Origin of the sequence: Bacillus altitudinis 41KF2b (genome assembly GCF_000691145.1) — a bacterium.
Classification (GTDB): domain Bacteria; phylum Bacillota; class Bacilli; order Bacillales; family Bacillaceae; genus Bacillus; species Bacillus altitudinis.
Genome location: NZ_ASJC01000001.1, coordinates 393,652 through 411,733 on the forward strand (window position 1 = coordinate 393,652; position 18,082 = coordinate 411,733).

An 18,082-nucleotide genomic window follows, 5' to 3' on the forward strand; every position below is an offset into this window, starting at 1 on the left:
TTATAGAAGTTTTCGCCCGCTTTGTCACTTTCATAAACATGCACTTCCTTGTACACACTACGATTAGACGAAAAATAGGGAGGATTTTGGGCATGGCATGTCGTGACAATGAAGAGCTTCAGCGATTTGTAGAAGAGGCAAAAAAGGTGGCCAAAAATGGAAAGGTAGCATCCTATATTCCGGCACTCGGTAAAGCGGATCAATCGGATTTATCTGTCGCTGTTTATCATGTGAGTAATACGTGCCACTCAGCGGGAAATGTTGATAAACGATTCACCCTTCAAAGTATTTCAAAAGTATTAGCACTGGCGCTCGTGCTCTCAGAAGAAGGACCGAAAAAAGTGTTTCAATATGTTGGACAAGAACCGACTGGCGACCCGTTTAATTCGATGATTAAACTAGAGACAGCAAGCCCAAATAAGCCGCTTAACCCAATGATTAATGCAGGAGCGCTTGCCGTTACAAGTTTAATAAGAGGGGCAACGCCGCAAGATCAGCTGAACCGGCTGCTTGGTTTTATTAGAGAGCTTGCCAATGACACAACCATTACATATTGCAAAGAAACCGCTGCATCCGAATTTGAAACATCAATGATTAACCGCGCAATGTGCTATTATATGAAGCAATATCATATCATTAAAGGGAATGTAGAAGAGGTGATGGACGTCTATACGAAGCAATGCGCCGTCATGATGAACAGCCTGGATTTGGCGAAGATCGCATGTGTTTTTTCATTAGATGGCAGGCATCCAGAGACAGGAAAGCAAATCCTTTCGAAAGATGTCGCTAGAATTTGTAAAACGTTTATGGTTACATGCGGTATGTACAATGCGAGCGGGGAATTTGCGATCAATATCGGAATCCCTGCTAAAAGTGGTGTTTCAGGCGGAATTATGGGGGCGGCGCCATACGACTTTGGGATAGGTATATTCGGACCTGCTTTGGATGAAAAAGGGAATAGTATTGCGGGTATTAAGCTGCTTGAGCTCATGAGTGAAAAATATGAGATGAGTATCTTTTAATAACGAATGGCTTCTTTTTATTTTTACAGAGCGAACTGTACAAATCTGCTTGCAATTTTGGGCGTTTCGCTTTATGATAAATAGAAGAATTAGGTACTCGCCTGGGGAACGGAGGGATACTTTTGGCGTCAGAAATTTTAGTCGATCATCGGCAAAAAGCACTGGCTTTATTAAAATTGGATGCAGATAAAATTTTAAAATTGATCCAAGTGCAAATGGACAACTTAACGATGCCGCAATGTCCTCTTTATGAAGAGGTTTTAGATACTCAAATGTTCGGATTATCGAGAGAAATTGATTTCGCTGTCCGGCTTGGATTAGTTGATCAACATGAAGGCAAAAAACTACTCGATAAACTTGAGAGAGAACTATCCGCACTTCATGATGCGTTCACAAAAAAATAATGATTGAAAACTCAAACTTCCACAACATAAGTTTGAGTTTTTTTGTCCGCCTTTTTATTTTGATTGATGCCAAACGGACTTGATTGTCTCATGAAAGACGAACAATATAAAGAGGTAAAACGGGATCAAACGGAGAAAATGTAGTAGAATAAGAACAGCTAAGAGAAGAGAATATCAAGCAGTAGAAATAGACGTTAGGAAGAGGATTATATGTTAAAGAGAATGCTAAAATCGTATGACTACTCATTATTGTTCGCCATTATATTAATTAGCGCATTCGGCTTGGTGATGGTGTATAGCTCAAGTATGATTACATCTGTGATCAGATATGATGCTGCGCCAGATAATTTTTTCAAGAAACAGCTTTTATTTATGATTGTCGGGGCGGTCATCTTGATTTTTACAGCCCTCATTCCGTATCAGCTGCTCTTAAATAAAAGATTCCAAATTGTGATGCTTTTGCTATCTGTGTTTTCTCTCATTTATGTGTACTTTGGCGGTCACATTGCAGGGAATGCTAGAAGTTGGATCAAATTTGGGCCTTTTAGTCTTCAGCCAGCGGAATTCGTGAAGATCGTTGTCATCATTTATCTTGCTGCTGTCTATGCAAAGAAGCAGCATTATATTGACCATATTTTAAGAGGGGTGACACCTCCAATTGTGGTTGTCTCCATCCTATGCGGATTTATTATTTTGCAGCCAGACTATGGGACAGCTTTTATCATTGGTATGATTGCCCTTGCGATGATTTTATGCTCAGGGTTTAGCGGTAAAACGCTGGCCAAGCTGCTCGCTTTATTTAGTGCGGTGATGGTTGTTGTGACACCGTTTATTATTCTTTTTTGGGATAAAATTTTCACGCAGAATCGTCTTGGACGTTTTGAGAGTTTCCAAGATCCATTTAAAGACGCAGGCGCTTCTGGGCATCAATTGATTAATTCATATTATGCGATTGGATCAGGCGGCTTTTTTGGGCTTGGTCTTGGAGAGAGTGTACAAAAGTATGGATACCTTCCAGAGCCGCATACAGATTTTATCATGGCAATTATCTCGGAAGAGCTTGGTTTTTTCGGTGTATTTTTTGTCCTTGCTCTCCTTGGCTTTATTGTCGTGAAAGGTTTTTACATTGCGAGAAAGTGTGAAGATCCGTTTGGAAGTTTGCTTGCAATAGGAATTTCTTCAATGATTGCCATCCAAACGTGTATTAATTTGGGCGGTGTTTCAGGTCTCATTCCGATCACTGGGGTCACACTTCCGTTTATCAGCTACGGGGGATCCTCTATCATTTTACTGAGTGGATGTATGGGAATATTGCTGAATATCAGCATGTTCACTGAATATAAAGAGCGTTATAAAAAGAAAAAATCAATCAGCAAACCATCGATTCAAAAAAATGGATTGCAGAAAACTTTGAATCTTTAGAAAACAAAAGTGTACAGTTTTCATTTCTTCCTTTATTATAGAGTACATATAAAATTTTAAGGGATATGGAGGAGTGAGAATGTCACAGAGAACAATTCAAAAGGTTCTAGTTGCAAACAGAGGGGAAATCGCTATCAGAGTCTTTAGGGCCTGTACGGAGCTCAACTTACGTACAGTGGCCATTTACTCCAAAGAAGACTCGGGCTCTTATCATCGCTATAAAGCCGATGAAGCATATCTAGTTGGAGAAGGGAAAAAGCCGATTGATGCCTACCTTGATATCGAGGGGATCATCGAAATTGCAAAACGAAATGACGTGGATGCGATTCATCCAGGATACGGATTTTTATCTGAAAACATTCATTTTGCAAGACGATGCGAAGAGGAAGGCATCCAATTCATCGGCCCAACTTCTCAACATTTAGATATGTTTGGAGATAAAGTAAAAGCGAGAGATGAAGCGAAAAAAGCTGGAATTCCAGTCATTCCAGGAAGTGACGGGCCAGTTGATTCGGTCAAAGAAGTCGAAAAATTCGGTGAAGAATATGGTTACCCGTTTATTATTAAAGCTTCACTTGGAGGCGGCGGCCGAGGTATGCGGATTGTCAGATCAAAAGAGGAGCTGAACGAAGCCTATGACCGTGCAAAGTCAGAGGCGAAAGCGGCTTTTGGAAATGACGAAGTATACGTTGAAAAGCTGATTGAAAATCCGAAACATATTGAAGTGCAGGTGATAGGAGACAATCACGGCAATATCATTCATTTATATGAGCGTGACTGCTCTGTTCAAAGGCGTCATCAAAAAGTTATTGAGGTTGCACCAAGTGTGTCCCTGTCAGATCAATTGCGTGAAGACATCTGTGAAGCGGCTGTTCAGCTGGCTCAGAATGTATCGTATATCAATGCAGGGACTGTAGAATTCCTAGTGGCAAATGGGGAATTTTATTTTATTGAAGTCAATCCTAGGGTCCAAGTGGAACACACGATCACAGAAATGATTACAGGGGTCGATATCGTCCAAACCCAAATTCTTGTCGCAAAAGGACATGACCTCCACAGCAAAGAAGTCGGGATACCAAAGCAAGAAGATATCTTTACACATGGATTTGCCATTCAATCAAGGGTCACAACAGAAGATCCTTTGAATGACTTCATGCCAGATACAGGAAAAATCATGGCTTACCGTTCAGGCGGTGGTTTTGGAGTACGTCTTGATACAGGAAACAGCTTCCAAGGTGCGGTGATTACACCTTATTACGATTCACTGTTGGTCAAGCTGTCTACTTGGGCACTTACATTTGATCAAGCTGCGGCTAAAATGGTCCGAAATTTACAAGAATTCAGGATTCGCGGCATTAAAACAAATATCCCGTTTCTTGAAAACGTCGCAAAGCACGAGAAGTTTCTAAGAGGGGAATATGATACATCGTTTATTGATTCAACACCAGAGCTATTTAACTTCCCTAAGCAAAAAGACCGCGGAACGAAAATGCTTACTTATATTGGTAACGTTACCATTAATGGGTTCCCTGGTATTTCGGAAAATAAGAAGCCTCATTTTGATCAACCAAATGTGCCGAAACTTGCTGTCCATGAAACGATTCCTTCTGGAACAAAACAATTGTTAGACAAGCATGGACCTGAGGGGCTCGCCAATTGGGTGAAAGAGCAAAGCAGTGTACTTTTAACGGATACAACTTTTAGAGACGCACATCAATCCCTGCTTGCAACACGCTTTAGAACACACGACTTAAAGAAAGTTGCGCAGCCAACAGCAGGTTTATGGCCAGAGTTATTCAGTATGGAAATGTGGGGCGGCGCTACATTTGATGTGGCATATCGTTTCTTGAAAGAAGATCCTTGGGAAAGATTGAAAGAGCTTCGTCAAGAAGTGCCAAACACTTTGTTCCAAATGCTATTAAGATCATCAAACGCTGTCGGATATACAAACTATGCGGATAATGTGATTAAAGCATTTGTAAAGGAATCGGCAGAGGCAGGCATTGACGTCTTCCGTATTTTTGACAGCCTAAACTGGGTCAAAGGCATGACGCTTGCCATTGATTCTGTTCGTGAATCAGGCAAAGTGGCAGAGGCAGCGATTTGTTATACAGGTGATATTCTTGATCCATCACGTCCGAAATATGATTTGAAATATTATGTCTCTCTTGCGAAGGAGCTTGAATCCGCAGGCGCTCATATTTTAGGCATTAAAGATATGGCGGGATTATTAAAACCGCAGGCGGCTTATGAACTTGTATCGGCTCTAAAAGACGAGCTCACGATTCCAATCCATCTTCATACACACGATACGAGTGGAAATGGACTCTTCACCTATGCAAGAGCGATTGATGCAGGTGTTGATATTGTTGATGTTGCTGTCAGCTCTATGGCGGGGCTCACATCACAACCAAGTGCGAGCTCATTATATTATGCTTTAGACGGACATGAAAGAAAGCCCGAAATGAATGTTCAAGCGGTTGAACGTCTTTCTCAATATTGGGATTCCGTCAGAAAATATTACCATGAGTTTGAAAGCGGAATGAATTCACCGCATACAGAAATTTATGAGCATGAAATGCCTGGTGGCCAGTATAGTAACCTGCAACAGCAGGCGAAAGGGGTCGGCCTTGGCGACCGCTGGAATGAAGTAAAAGAAATGTACAGACGTGTAAATGACATGTTTGGTGACATTGTGAAAGTGACACCGTCTTCTAAAGTGGTCGGAGATATGGCACTTTATATGGTGCAAAACGATCTGACAGAAGAGGATGTTTATGAAAAAGGAGCAACACTGGATTTCCCAGATTCGGTTGTTGAATTGTTTAAAGGCTATTTAGGACAGCCTCATGGCGGATTCCCAGAAAAATTGCAAAAGCTGATTTTAAAAGGGGAGGAGCCGCTTACTGTCAGACCAGGTGAGAAACTGAAACCAGTGGACTTTGAAGAAATCAAAAAGCAGTTCAAAGAATCGCATGACTTGACGTTAACAGAACAAGATGCCATTGCATATGCTTTATACCCGAAAGTCTTTTCTGAATTTGTTCAAACAGCAGAAAGCTATGGAGACATCTCTGTTCTTGACACACCAACCTTCTTCTACGGCATGAGACTTGGTGAAGAAATTGAGGTAGAAATTGAAAAAGGGAAAACCCTCATTGTCAAACTCGTGTCAATTGGAGAACCGAATCCGGACGCTACAAGAGTGCTTTACTTTGAGCTGAATGGACAACCGCGTGAAGTGGTCATTAAGGATGAAAGCATCAAATCCTCCGTTCAAGAAAAAATGAAGGCAGATCGCTCAAATCCAAATCACATTGCGGCATCGATGCCAGGCACTGTGATCAAAGTGCTTGTTGAAAAAGGACAGAAAATTTCTCAAGGTGAGCATTTGATGATCAATGAAGCGATGAAAATGGAAACGACGGTACAAGCACCGTTCTCAGCAGTCGTGGATGAAATTCATGTCACGAATGGAGAAGGGATTCAAACTGGAGATCTGTTGATTGTCTTAAAGCCTGAATAATGAGTGAGACACATCCACTGCGATGTGTCTCAGCGTGTAGACAAACCCTTGCATTCTTTGTCAGTCTTGCGTGCTGGTGCTCACGAATGTCACATTCGCTCCGCTCCAGTACTCGTTCTTCCTAGACTTCAAGGGCTTTCTATCACGCTGAAAAGAAGACAAAGGGCTAAAATAAAGAGCATTTTAGCCCTTTGTCAACAATCCAAGACACATCCACTGTGATGTGTCTTTTTTTGAGCGCATTAAAATGTGCAGCCGCCTGTTAGAGTGATTACACTATAGAATGAGGTGAAGAAAGAGTGGAAAATGTCGTGATTTGGTTTCGCCGAGATATGCGATTGGATGATCATATCGCCTTATCAAAAGCGATCACATATGCAAAAAAACATCAGTACCGATTATTTGCTTTTTATCATCTAGATCCGTTTTTTACAGAAATGGAACTGGATTTGAACAACGAACATTTCTTTCAAAACTTGGCCAATTTCGTCAAGGAAGCGAGAGAATCTCACATGTATGTTCATCTCATTCATGATGATATTTTGTCCGCTTTTCAAAAGCTCATGAATGCTTATGACATCAATGCGGTCTTTTTTAATGAGGACGAAGTAGGAAATGGTCGAACACGTGATGAGCAAGTGACCCGTTTCTTAGAAGAAAAGGGCATTCATGTGTCAAAGTGGCAAGATACGCATCTGCATGGGGCGAGAGATATTTTAAAAGCGGATGGGTCTCATTATCAAGTGTTTACTCCATACTATCAAGCGTGGCGGAAGCAGGAGAAGCAGTCTGTGATAAAAGTTGACAAATCATTTCTGAGCAGCAAGCATACGATTTGTGATGAGTCACTTTCTGAAAAGGGAGATGAGAAACTAAGGGACATCATCAAGAAATGTACAAGGAAATTCGATCAGATTGGGTCAGACAAAGCGAGAAGCACGCTAGACGGCTTTATTCAAGAAAGATTGACGCGTTATCATGAGAAACGAGATATTCCGTCTGTTTTTGGGACGAGCAAGCTGTCTCGGTTCTTAAAAACTGGGACCATTTCTATTCGCACGATCTTTCATGCTGTCAATGAGGAAGAACTTTTTGAAGATGAGGGCAAGGAAACATTTATCAAAGAGCTGGCATGGCGTGATTTTTATCATATGATCTTTGCGCATTATCCAGAGATGAAAGAAAAAGAAATCAACTCCTCCTTTCAACATATAAAATGGAATGATGATGAGACACTTTTTGAAGCTTGGTGTAAAGGACAAACAGGCTTCCCGCTCGTTGACGCTGGGATGAGACAGTTAAATGAAGAAGGCTGGATGCATAACCGTTTGAGAATGGTGACGGCTTCATTCCTGACAAAAGATTATTTCATCGATTGGAGAAAGGGCGAAGCGTATTTTGCGAGAAAACTTGTCGACTATGATGAGGCTTCGAATATTGGGGGATTTCAGTGGGCGGCCTCTGTTGGAACGGATGCGGTTCCTTACTTCCGTATTTTTAACCCAACGACCCAGTCGAAACGATTTGATCCAAGCGGAGAATATATTAGAAGGTATGTACCAGAACTAAAGCATGTGAATGAAAAATGGATTCATGAACCGAGTAAAATGCCGATAGATGAGCAAATGAAATCGGGATGTGTGCTAGGGGATACATATCCTCTGCCTACAGTCGATCATCAAGAAAGACGAAAAAAAGCCATTTCGCTATTTGAAGAAGCGAAACAAACATAAAAGAAATCCCCCTTTTCGGATGAAAGGGGGATTGTATGTTTATCTGAAAGGCTCTTTATTTTCATATTTAAACCGGGCAATGAGTAAGCAGAAGTAGCATAGTACCCCAAACAAACAAGAAATAAAGAATGAATGAGCAAGCGCATAACCGAGTGCGAGCTGAGAATAAACAGACATGACACCAGAAATCGCTTGAAGTGTAATCAGAATGGCTGAAATGATCCATCCATAATACAGCTGCTTTTGTTCTTTATAATGTTTAAGGGCATGGAACATCGCAACAAATATCCAAACGAATAAAAGAAGGGCTGCTGCTCGGTGAGACATTTGAACCCATTGATTAAAATACGCTGGAAGTGCGCCGTCTTTTGAACAAAATGGGAAGACAGAGCATGCAAGACTTGATTTTGTATGTCTCACATAGGCGCCCGTATACACCACAATATACGTATATGTGATCAACCCATAAATATGGAACTGCATTCTTTTGCCGATATGAAGCGGCTTCACAAGCTTTGTTTCAGATCTGGTTGCTTCAAACACAAGCAGTGCCAGTAGTAAAATGGAAGCAAAAGAAATCAGTGAAATACCGAAGTGCAGTGCCATGACAAGTGCGTTAGAACCAAACACAACGGCGAGTGCCCCTAACAGCGCTTGAAGCAGTAAGAATATAATGGACATGATGACCAAAAATTTGGTTTCACGGAATACTGGACTGATTTTTTTCCAGCATAAGACCGCCAGTGCCAATACAAGAATGGTGGAAACTCCTGTTGACATGCGGTGGCTCCATTCGATAATGGAAGCAGGGTTCATTTCTGGAAAGAAACGACCGTGGCAAAGGGGCCACTGTCTGCCGCAGCCAAGACCGGAGCCAGTTTTCGTCACAAGCGCACCGCCAATCAGAACGATCAGCATCACAAATGTTGTGACAACGCTCAATAACCTTAAAGCAAATTTCATCAAATGATTTCACCTTCTCTAAATAACTTCTGATCTAAATGAAAACCTCACATGCTCTCAAGTTTAAGCCAAATGCGTGTTCTGTTGCAATTCATAATGACCAAAGTTCACAAAAAAATGATATGTTAGTTCACAAAGTTTACAGATTTAGAGTGCTTGATCTTTCTTTGACAGTCTGATAGAAATAGAGGAGAGAATATTTCATTTTGCACCGCCTTCTGAAACGCACATCCTAATAAATTCACGAAAAGTTCACAAATAACTTCAAGTTTGTCGTTTATTATTTAATAGGATGTTTTTTTACAGCTCTTTATCTTGTATGATAGAGTTGTAACGATTTTACGTTTTATTCGTTCGTTTGAAGGTTTGGGCAAGGGAGGTTATACACATTGGCAAATTCCAAAACAGCCGCGGAAGCAGCTATTCATGGACAAATAGAAGAAACAACCGCTTTAAAAGATTTTCTTGCTCTTATTAAAATGGGCATCGTCAATTCCAATTTCATTACAACATTTACTGGAATGTGGCTTGCTTTTTATTTTACAGATATGAGTTTCCTTGGAAATCTTGATATTGTTCTGTTAACAATGATTGGTTCTTCTCTTATTATTGCCGGTTCATGCGCCATTAATAATGCGTTTGACCGTGATATTGATATACTAATGGAAAGAACAAAAACAAGACCGACGGTGACAGGTAAAGTTCAGCCGGGTCAAGCGTATGCATTTGGTATTCTGCTTGTTGTACTTGGACTGATTATGCTTTTGATGACAACTGTTACATCAGCAGTGATTGGATTTATCGGTGTCTTTACTTATGCAGTTCTATACACGATGTGGTCTAAACGCCATTACACCATTAATACAGTCATTGGGAGTGTATCTGGTGCGGTTCCGCCATTAATTGGCTGGACAGCTGTTACAGGCACCATCGACACAACGGCTTGGGTCCTGTTTATGATTATGTTCATCTGGCAAATTCCGCATTTCTTATCACTTGCGATTAAGAAAACGGAAGATTACCGCAAAGCAGGTATTCCAATGCTGCCAGTTGTTTACGGCTTTGAAGTCACAAAACGCCAAATCATCATTTGGACAGCATGTCTTCTCCCGCTTCCATTTTTCTTAGGTGGATTAGGATGGCCGATTGTCGCACTTGGCACATTGCTGAACATTGGATGGCTCGTAATTGGTCTTATGGGCTTTAAAATGAAAGATATCATGAAGTGGTCAACACTCATGTTCGTTTATTCATTAAACTACTTAACGATCTTTTTCGTTGCGATGATTATTATTACACTATTCTAGAGTGAAATACACTTTGATCACATCAAAACAATGGCTATATCTTATAACACAACATTTTCTTACAACTATGAAAGCCGCCTGATATTCAGTTCTATTTAGGCGGCTTTCTGTTTATACATAGATGGTATTTTGAGTAAAAACATCATTTTTTTATGAAAAGAGGAAATGTAAGTGCTTTTATAAGAGGCGGGGGTTATGGATGGGTGAAAGGTGATTTTATAAATAAGAGGTAAAAAGCGAAAGGCAAAGGAGATCAAGCAAAAGGGGTTGGGACAAATTATGATAAGAAAATGGCGTGTTTATTCACTGTTTCTTTTACTGACGCTCGTTTTGGCGGGCTGCGGTGAACCATACTTATCAACACTCAAGCCAGTTGGGGAAGTAGCAGATAAACAGTTTTTCCTAACGGTACTGAGTACACTTATTATGGTTCTTGTCGTTATTGTTGTATCGATCATTTTCTTTTACGTCATCATTAAATTCAAACGTTCTAAAGTGGGAGAAGATACGATTCCTAAACAGGTAGAAGGGAACCGTAACCTCGAAATTACGTGGACAGCGATTCCGATACTTCTACTCATTATTCTCGTTGTACCTGTTGTGGCATACACGCTTGAGCTAGGGGATACAAGCGCTATGGATAAGAAAAAACGAGATCCTGAAAAAACACTTGTTGTGAATGTAAGAGCCAGCTTATATTGGTGGGAATTTGAATACCCTGATTATGGGATTGTGACAAGTCAGGAATTGATTGTTCCAACTGACCAAAAGGTTTATTTTAAGCTGAAAGCATCCGATGTGAAACACTCTTTCTGGGTTCCATCGGCTGGGGGTAAAATTGATACAAATACAGACAACGAGAACAAGTTTTATTTAACATTTGACTCAAAACGAACGAAAGATGCTGGAGAATATTTCTATGGGAAATGTGCGGAGCTTTGTGGTCCATCACATGCTTTAATGGACTTTAAAGTTAAAACGCTTTCTCAAGATGAGTTTTTAGGCTGGACGAAAAAGATGGCAGATTATAAGAAGCCTGCATCTACGTCAGATCTAGCCCTTGAGGGTGAAAAACTTTTTAAAGAGAAAAACTGTTTAAGCTGTCACGCGGTAGAGCCTGGAGATGAACGGCCAGAGGCGGCAAGGACTGCTCCAAACCTTGCAACCTTCGGAGAGCGGACAAAAGTAGCTGGAATTAAAGACATGAACAAAGAAAATGTCAAAGCATGGCTGAAAGATCCAGAGAGCTTTAAACCAGGTAATAAGATGACAGGGACGTACCCTAAACTAAATGACTCAGAAGCAGATGCACTCTACGAGTATTTAAAAGGTCTTAAAATACAGTAAATGCCTTGAGCAGCTTGAAGTTGCGCACATTCAAAAGGGTATACGATCTATGTGAAGTTTTTGTTAAGAGCTCCCGAATAAGTCTCTACATCCAAGAATAAGTCATCTGTCAGATATAGTCTGTTTTTAGAACGTGAAGATAGACATTGATATGAAAAGGGGCAAATGGGAGATAAGAGGGGGATTTCATGGTGAGTACAATAGCTAAAAAGCGGGGGTTTGGCGCTGTCTTATGGGATTACTTAACGACGGTTGACCACAAAAAAATTGCCATACTATATTTAGTGGCAGGGGGATTTTTCTTTTTAATTGGTGGCCTGGAAGCGATGATTATCCGTATTCAGCTAGCCATCCCTGAAAATGATTTTGTGAGTGCAGGGTTTTACAATGAAGTCATGACGATGCATGGAACAACGATGATTTTCCTTGCAGCAATGCCGCTTTTATTTGCATTAATGAATGCGGTTGTTCCCATTCAAATTGGTGCACGTGACGTAGCGTTTCCATTTGTGAATTCACTTGGTTTTTGGCTGTTCTTTTTCGGTGGTATTTTCTTAAACCTTGGATGGTTTATGGGCGGGGCACCTGATGCAGGCTGGACTGCCTATGCGTCGCTCACGCTGAATTCAGAAGGGCACGGCATGGATTTCTATATTTTAGGGTTGCAGATAGCGGGTATTGGTACGCTAATTGCCGGAATCAACTTTCTTGCAACGATTATTAATATGAGAGCGCCAGGTATGACGTATATGAGAATGCCGCTCTTTACCTGGACGACGTTTGTGGCATCTGCACTAATTTTATTCGCATTCCCGCCGCTAACAGCAGGACTTGCGATGCTGATGCTTGATCGAATGTTTGATACGAGCTTTTTTAATCCAGAGCTTGGCGGAAATACAATCATCTGGGAGCATTTGTTCTGGATTTTTGGACACCCAGAAGTGTATATCTTGATTTTGCCGGCATTTGGGATTTTCTCTGAGATCATTCCAGTGTTTGCAAGAAAAAGATTGTTTGGTTATTCGTCCATGGTGTTTGCGACTGTATTAATTGGTTTCCTTGGATTCATGGTGTGGGCGCATCACATGTTCACAACAGGACTTGGTCCAATTGCCAATGCGATCTTTGCCGTAGCCACAATGGCGATTGCGGTGCCAACTGGAATTAAAGTATTTAACTGGTTGCTCACCATATGGGGCGGTAATGTGAAGTTTACAACGCCGATGCTATATTCAGTTGCGTTCATTCCGTCATTCTTACTTGGCGGTGTAACCGGCGTCATGCTTGCAGCAGCAGCAGCGGATTATCAGTTCCATGACACGTACTTCGTTGTGGCGCATTTCCACTATGTCATTATCGGTGGTGTGGTCTTCGGTATTTTAGCAGGTGTGCATTATTGGTGGCCGAAGATGTTTGGGAAAATACTGAATGAGAAGCTTGGGAAAATTGGCTTTGTGCTGTTTTTCGTCGGTTTCCATTTAACGTTCTTTATCCAGCATTTTCTCGGTCTTTGGGGCATGCCGCGCCGAGTCTTTACATTCTTGCCAGGTCAGGGTCTAGACCTTGGGAACTTGGTCAGTACGATTGGGGCACTGTTCATGTTTGTAGCAGTTGTCATCATGCTGATTAATATCATCTGGACGACAGCAAAAGGGGAGCGTGTATCGGGCGATCCTTGGGGAGATGGAAGAACGCTTGAATGGGCAGTATCTTCACCTCCGCCAGAATATAACTTTAAGCAGCTGCCTCTTGTACGGGGACTTGATCCATTATGGATTGAGAAAATGGATGGTAAAAAAGGAATGACAGCATCTGAACCGCTCGATGATATTCACATGCCGAATAATTCCATCTTGCCTATCATTATCTCATTCGGTCTATTTGTGTCAGCGTTTGGTTTTATGTATCGTCAAGAACACAGCTGGGGTCTACCGGTGATCTTCATTGGTCTTGGCATCACGTTTGCGACCATGCTCGTTCGCTCTCTTAAAGATGATCATGGATACCATATTCACAAAGAAGATTTGACGGATGACGATGACAAAGGGGTGAAAGCATAATGGAACCACAAAAAATGACAGCGGAAACCTTTCCGGCTTCTCCTGAGAAAGCCACGTTAGAAGGAAAGAATAAGTTCGTCGGGTTCTGGTTGTTTCTTGGGGGAGAAACGGTCCTGTTTGCATCTTTGTTTGCCACTTATTTGGCGCTGAAAAATTCAAATGCAGGCGGCGCAACAACAACTGAAATGTTTGACCTCACACTTGTCTTTATTGCCACAATGCTTCTGTTAACGAGCAGTTTAACGAGTGTGTATGCTATGTATCATATGAAAAACTTTGCCTTTAAAAAAATGCAGCTTTGGCTAGGTGTAACCGTTCTTTTAGGTGCTGGATTTTTAGGGGTAGAAATTTATGAGTTTTATCATTATGTACATGCGTATGAATTTACAATTACGAGCTCTGCACTTGGCTCTTCCTTCTATACGCTTGTTGGAACACACGGGGCTCACGTCGCATTTGGACTTTGCTGGATCACCGCTCTGATGATTCGGAATATGAGACGCGGTCTAGATTTATACAATGCACCAAAATATTATGTGGCAAGCCTTTATTGGCATTTCATTGATGTTGTGTGGGTCTTCATCTTTACCGTTGTATATTTAATGGGAATGGTGGGATAAGAATGGGAAATAAAAACACAAATCAGTCCAAAGTCGATCTTGTCTATCGGAAAAAGAAAAATGCCGAAGAAATGAAGCATCAGCTCATTTCTTTCGGCTTGATGATTGGTTTAACGTTTGTTGCCTTTTTAACAATCGCCTCTGAAGACGTCGGAAATTGGTTCGCTGTCCCTTTTATTTTACTGCTTGCAGTGATTCAGGTGGCTTTTCAGCTTTATTATTTTATGCACATGAACCAAAAAGGGCATGAAACACCCGCGTTGTTTCTTTACTCAGGTGTGTTTGTCGCGTTTATTACCGTTTTAGCCTTTTTGACCATTATTTGGTGGTAAGCTCGCTTTGCCCTTGAAGGAGGCGCAGCAATGGAAAACTTAGAGATATTTGGATTTCGTGCATTATGGAGTCCTTACTATTTGACATGTATTGTAGTAGCAGCCGCTTTTTATCTGCTTCTCGTGACGAAGGGCAAGCACCGTGCGACGGTGAAAGAGAAAACGCTATTTCTCACGGGGCTTGTGTTGCTTTATGCAGTGAAGGGGAGCCCGATTGATTTAATGGGGCATATTATGTTCAGTGCGCATATGGCGCAAATGGCAGTGCTCTATTTGGTCATCCCGCCGCTTCTTATTACAGGTTTACCTGCGGCGATTTGGGAGCGGATCATTCAAACACGGGGCATTCAGCCGATTTTCCGCTTGTTTTCTAAGCCGTTGATTGCCTTGCTCGGATTTAACGGGTTGTTTTCGCTGTATCATATTCCGCTTGTGTTCGATTTTGTCAAAACAGATCCGTTTTATCACGCATTGATGACGGTTGTCATTTTTATCGCTGCCTTTTTCATGTGGTGGCCGCTTGTCCATAAAGTGCAAAGTCAGCCGCAGATTACGGGCATTTTAAAGCTTGGATATATTATGGCAGATGGGATTTTAATGACACCTGCCTGCGCACTCATTATGTTTAGTGAAGCGCCTATCTATGCCACTTATTCAGATGCCGGCGCATGGATACAAGCACTGCACCTATGCGTACCGAGTGATATGCTTGCTGGTCTTGCGCTTACGGGACCTGACATGTTTCATACATTGCCGCTGCTAGAAGATCAGCAACTAGGTGCTATTTTGATGAAAATCATTCAAGAGATTGTATACGGATCGATTCTTGCTGTTGTCTTCTTTGACTGGGCAAGAAAAGAAAGAGCGAAAGATGCCGTACCAGATGCGCTCATTCCGAAATATGAATAAATGAAAAACACAGCCGCAGGGGCTGTGCTTCCAGATTGTTGGCAAAGGGCTAAAATGAACTTTATTTTAGCCCTTTGTCTTCTTTTCAGCGTGATAGAAAACCTTTGCAGTCTAGGAAGGACGAGCACTGGAGCGGAGCGAATTTGGCATTCGTGAGCACCAGCGCACAGGACTGACAACGAATGCGAGGGTTTGTCTACACGCTGAAAGCACAGCCGTAGGGGCTGTGCTTCTTTTATGCTTCAGCAGTTATCGCTTCTAGTTTTTCTTTCAATTGGTTCAGCGTTTTTTTGCTGGATTGAATAAGAGATTTAGGGAAATCTTCGCCTTCTCCATATTCAACACCATGCGGATAATAGTGTTTTCCAAGTAAAGGTGTCAGCAGCTGGATGTGGGCTTTTTTGGAGCCGACATCTCCCTCAGTGGCGTAGCCAGAGATCCGTAAGTAAAACGTCCCCTCTACCATGTTATACTTCCTGTCGTACGTCACACGCTCATAATCCCATTGATCGGCTCGTACAAATCCTTCACTTTCCATAATGAAATCCAATTTATTTAAGTCAGCTGATACCTTTTCAATCCCCGTACCTTCAAACTTCACCCAAAACCCCTCCTTATAAAAATTCCCTTTACTGACAATCATAGTATGAAAGCGTTAAACTTTCAACTGTGAAAGGTATGTTCTTTTATAAGCTGGTTACAGTAATAAAGAAAATAACGGATGGAGGAATCAACGTGAAAACGAAAAAAATCAAAGATATCATGACGAAAAAAGTAGTGACGTTGCAAAAGGACGACAATGCGTATGAAGCGGCAGTCAAAATGAAAAATGCTGACATTGGTGCCATCCCAGTAGTCGATGGGGATCAGCTTGTTGGTATTGTCACAGACCGCGACCTTGTACTTAGAGGTATTGCTGAGAAAAAGCCGAACTCACAAGAGGTTGGTGCCATCATGACGAAGGAAGTTTTGACAGCTGAAGAAGATGCAACCCTAGAAGAAATTGTCCGGTTGATGTCAGAACATCAGCTCCGCCGTATCCCGGTTGTCAAAAACGGGGCACTAACAGGAATCGTAGCCCTTGGGGATTTATCAGTTGAAGATTTATCAAACGATCGTGCAGGTGATGCTCTGACGGAAATCTCTCAACAAGACCAGGATCATGGCCAAGGATTTCTTCATTAGGAGGGGCATATTTTAAATTCGTGTTAAATAGGCTGTATTGTCGTTGATAAATGGAGCAAGTTTTGTTTAAATGACAATAGAAGGTACTTTTTGTACCTTGCCAATTTAACGGAGGTGTTTATTTGAAAACTGTGCTGAAAACACTCTTCATCCTCCTGATTATATCTGGAACGTACGTTCTGTTTATTCAATATGGATCTTCACCAGAAAAAGAAAACAGCAATGAGCCGAAGGTGTCTAATGAAGAAACATCTAGCGATAAGCCGATCAACATTCCGAAAAAAGGTCTCATGTCCTTTATGGGGAAGTCTTCAAACGAAGTGCTTAAACAGCTAGGGGAACCAGATCGCATTGATCCTTCCGCATATGATTATGACTGGTGGATATACAATCAATCGAAGAAACACTATATTCAAGTAGGGGTAAAGGACAGTAAAGTGGTGACCTTGTTTGCGACAGGGGATGGGCTGAATGTTGAGCCGTTTAAAATCGGTCAAGCCACAAGTGAAGTATTTAAAAAAACACAAATCGCTCCTTACATTCATGTAGAGGACGAGGGAAATTCATATCGCTTTGAATTCTCAGAAGATGATATGAATACCAGGCCGACGGTGAAAGTGGGAGATGATGTGTATGTCCAGCTCTACATGGATAAGTTTGAAAGCACTCTTTCGAGCATTAGAGCCTTTAACGCAGATACATTTGTCAAACAAAAGCCGTATGAAGTCGTTTATCGAGGTCAATTAATTGAACCTGAGGCGATATCAGGCGAAAAGTGGAAGGATATTGAAGCGTCGAGTCAAAAACAAATTTTTGATATGACCAATATTATCCGCCATAAGTACAAACTACCGACCTTAAAGTGGGACGATGAAACCTCTGAAGTGGCATTCATGCATAGTGAGGACATGAAAGATCATCATTATTTCTCCCATGAATCTAAAAAATACGGCACGCTGAAAGACCGGTTAGAAAGAGGAGAGGTCGCATTTCAACTTGCGGGGGAAAACATTGCGTATAATTATGTTGATGGCCCTGCAGCTGTAGAAGGCTGGCTGAATAGCGAAGGTCACCGGAAGGCATTGTTAAATCAAGATTACACGCACCTTGGCGTTGGTGTGAAAGAAAAGTACTATACACAAAACTTCATTAAGAAAACGTCTTAATCCTCTAAACAGCTGCGCACAGATGGCGGCTGTTTTTTTATGAAAAGGGCTCACCAAAATAGATCCAGATGTATATAGTATAGTAG

Annotated in this window: 15 protein-coding genes; 13 read left to right on the plus strand and 2 right to left on the minus strand. The window is 41.5% G+C overall.

From position 1 onward, the window contains the following. The first annotated feature begins 92 nt into the window (after positions 1–92). From glsA to BA79_RS02080, 5 genes are all read left to right on the plus strand, one after another. Positions 93–1,022 (plus strand): glutaminase A, encoded by a 930-nt coding sequence (gene glsA / locus BA79_RS02060; protein WP_035392166.1) that lies wholly within the window; start codon positions 93–95, stop codon positions 1,020–1,022. Positions 1,023–1,144: 122 nt separating this feature from the next. Then, positions 1,145–1,426: an Fpa/YlaN family protein gene (locus tag BA79_RS02065; RefSeq protein ID WP_003212509.1), complete on the plus strand. Its 282-nt coding sequence runs from the start codon at positions 1,145–1,147 to the stop codon at positions 1,424–1,426. Between the two features lie 210 nt (positions 1,427–1,636). Continuing rightward, positions 1,637–2,848: a putative lipid II flippase FtsW gene (ftsW, locus tag BA79_RS02070; protein ID WP_008345051.1), complete on the plus strand. Its 1,212-nt coding sequence runs from the start codon at positions 1,637–1,639 to the stop codon at positions 2,846–2,848. A 79-nt stretch (positions 2,849–2,927) separates the two neighbouring features. Beyond that, complete coding sequence (gene pyc, locus BA79_RS02075; RefSeq protein ID WP_035700637.1) at positions 2,928–6,374, plus strand: pyruvate carboxylase; 3,447 nt, start codon at positions 2,928–2,930, stop codon at positions 6,372–6,374. Positions 6,375–6,673: 299 nt separating this feature from the next. Beyond that, positions 6,674–8,107 (plus strand): cryptochrome/photolyase family protein, encoded by a 1,434-nt coding sequence (locus BA79_RS02080; protein ID WP_035700639.1) that lies wholly within the window; start codon positions 6,674–6,676, stop codon positions 8,105–8,107. Between the two features lie 39 nt (positions 8,108–8,146). On the opposite strand, the gene BA79_RS02085 is transcribed toward BA79_RS02080, so the two are convergent. After that, on the minus strand, positions 8,147–9,070 hold the full coding sequence (locus tag BA79_RS02085; RefSeq protein WP_017359381.1) for a COX15/CtaA family protein: 924 nt from the start codon (positions 9,068–9,070) through the stop codon (positions 8,147–8,149). A 389-nt stretch (positions 9,071–9,459) separates the two neighbouring features. Here BA79_RS02085 and cyoE point away from each other — a divergent pair, with 389 nt between their 5' ends. From cyoE to ctaG, 6 genes are all read left to right on the plus strand, one after another. Then, positions 9,460–10,377: a heme o synthase gene (cyoE, locus tag BA79_RS02090; protein ID WP_007499825.1), complete on the plus strand. Its 918-nt coding sequence runs from the start codon at positions 9,460–9,462 to the stop codon at positions 10,375–10,377. Positions 10,378–10,656: 279 nt separating this feature from the next. Then, complete coding sequence (gene coxB / locus BA79_RS02095) at positions 10,657–11,724, plus strand: cytochrome c oxidase subunit II (RefSeq protein ID WP_008345042.1); 1,068 nt, start codon at positions 10,657–10,659, stop codon at positions 11,722–11,724. A gap of 188 nt (positions 11,725–11,912) precedes the next feature. Beyond that, positions 11,913–13,784 (plus strand): cytochrome c oxidase subunit I, encoded by a 1,872-nt coding sequence (ctaD, locus tag BA79_RS02100; RefSeq protein WP_007499823.1) that lies wholly within the window; start codon positions 11,913–11,915, stop codon positions 13,782–13,784. Then, entirely contained in the window at positions 13,784–14,404 is a 621-nt protein-coding gene (ctaE, locus tag BA79_RS02105) for a cytochrome c oxidase subunit III (RefSeq protein WP_007499822.1), read from the plus strand. Before ctaD ends, ctaE begins: the two co-directional genes overlap by 1 nt. A 2-nt stretch (positions 14,405–14,406) precedes the next feature. Further along, positions 14,407–14,736 (plus strand): cytochrome c oxidase subunit IVB, encoded by a 330-nt coding sequence (gene ctaF / locus BA79_RS02110; protein WP_003211520.1) that lies wholly within the window; start codon positions 14,407–14,409, stop codon positions 14,734–14,736. 30 nt (positions 14,737–14,766) lie between these two features. Beyond that, complete coding sequence (gene ctaG, locus BA79_RS02115; RefSeq protein WP_008345036.1) at positions 14,767–15,645, plus strand: cytochrome c oxidase assembly factor CtaG; 879 nt, start codon at positions 14,767–14,769, stop codon at positions 15,643–15,645. A gap of 235 nt (positions 15,646–15,880) precedes the next feature. Here ctaG and BA79_RS02120 read toward each other — a convergent pair whose 3' ends face one another. After that, on the minus strand, positions 15,881–16,246 hold the full coding sequence (locus BA79_RS02120) for a YugN family protein (RefSeq protein WP_008345035.1): 366 nt from the start codon (positions 16,244–16,246) through the stop codon (positions 15,881–15,883). Positions 16,247–16,407: 161 nt separating this feature from the next. On the opposite strand from BA79_RS02120, the gene BA79_RS02125 reads away from it, so the two are divergent. Next, positions 16,408–16,830, plus strand: a complete 423-nt coding sequence (locus BA79_RS02125) for a CBS domain-containing protein (RefSeq protein WP_035701063.1) — start codon at positions 16,408–16,410, stop codon at positions 16,828–16,830. Between the two features lie 122 nt (positions 16,831–16,952). Continuing rightward, positions 16,953–17,996, plus strand: coding sequence for a CAP domain-containing protein (locus tag BA79_RS02130; protein ID WP_008345031.1), 1,044 nt, complete (start codon positions 16,953–16,955; stop codon positions 17,994–17,996). The last annotated feature ends 86 nt before the right edge of the window (positions 17,997–18,082 follow it).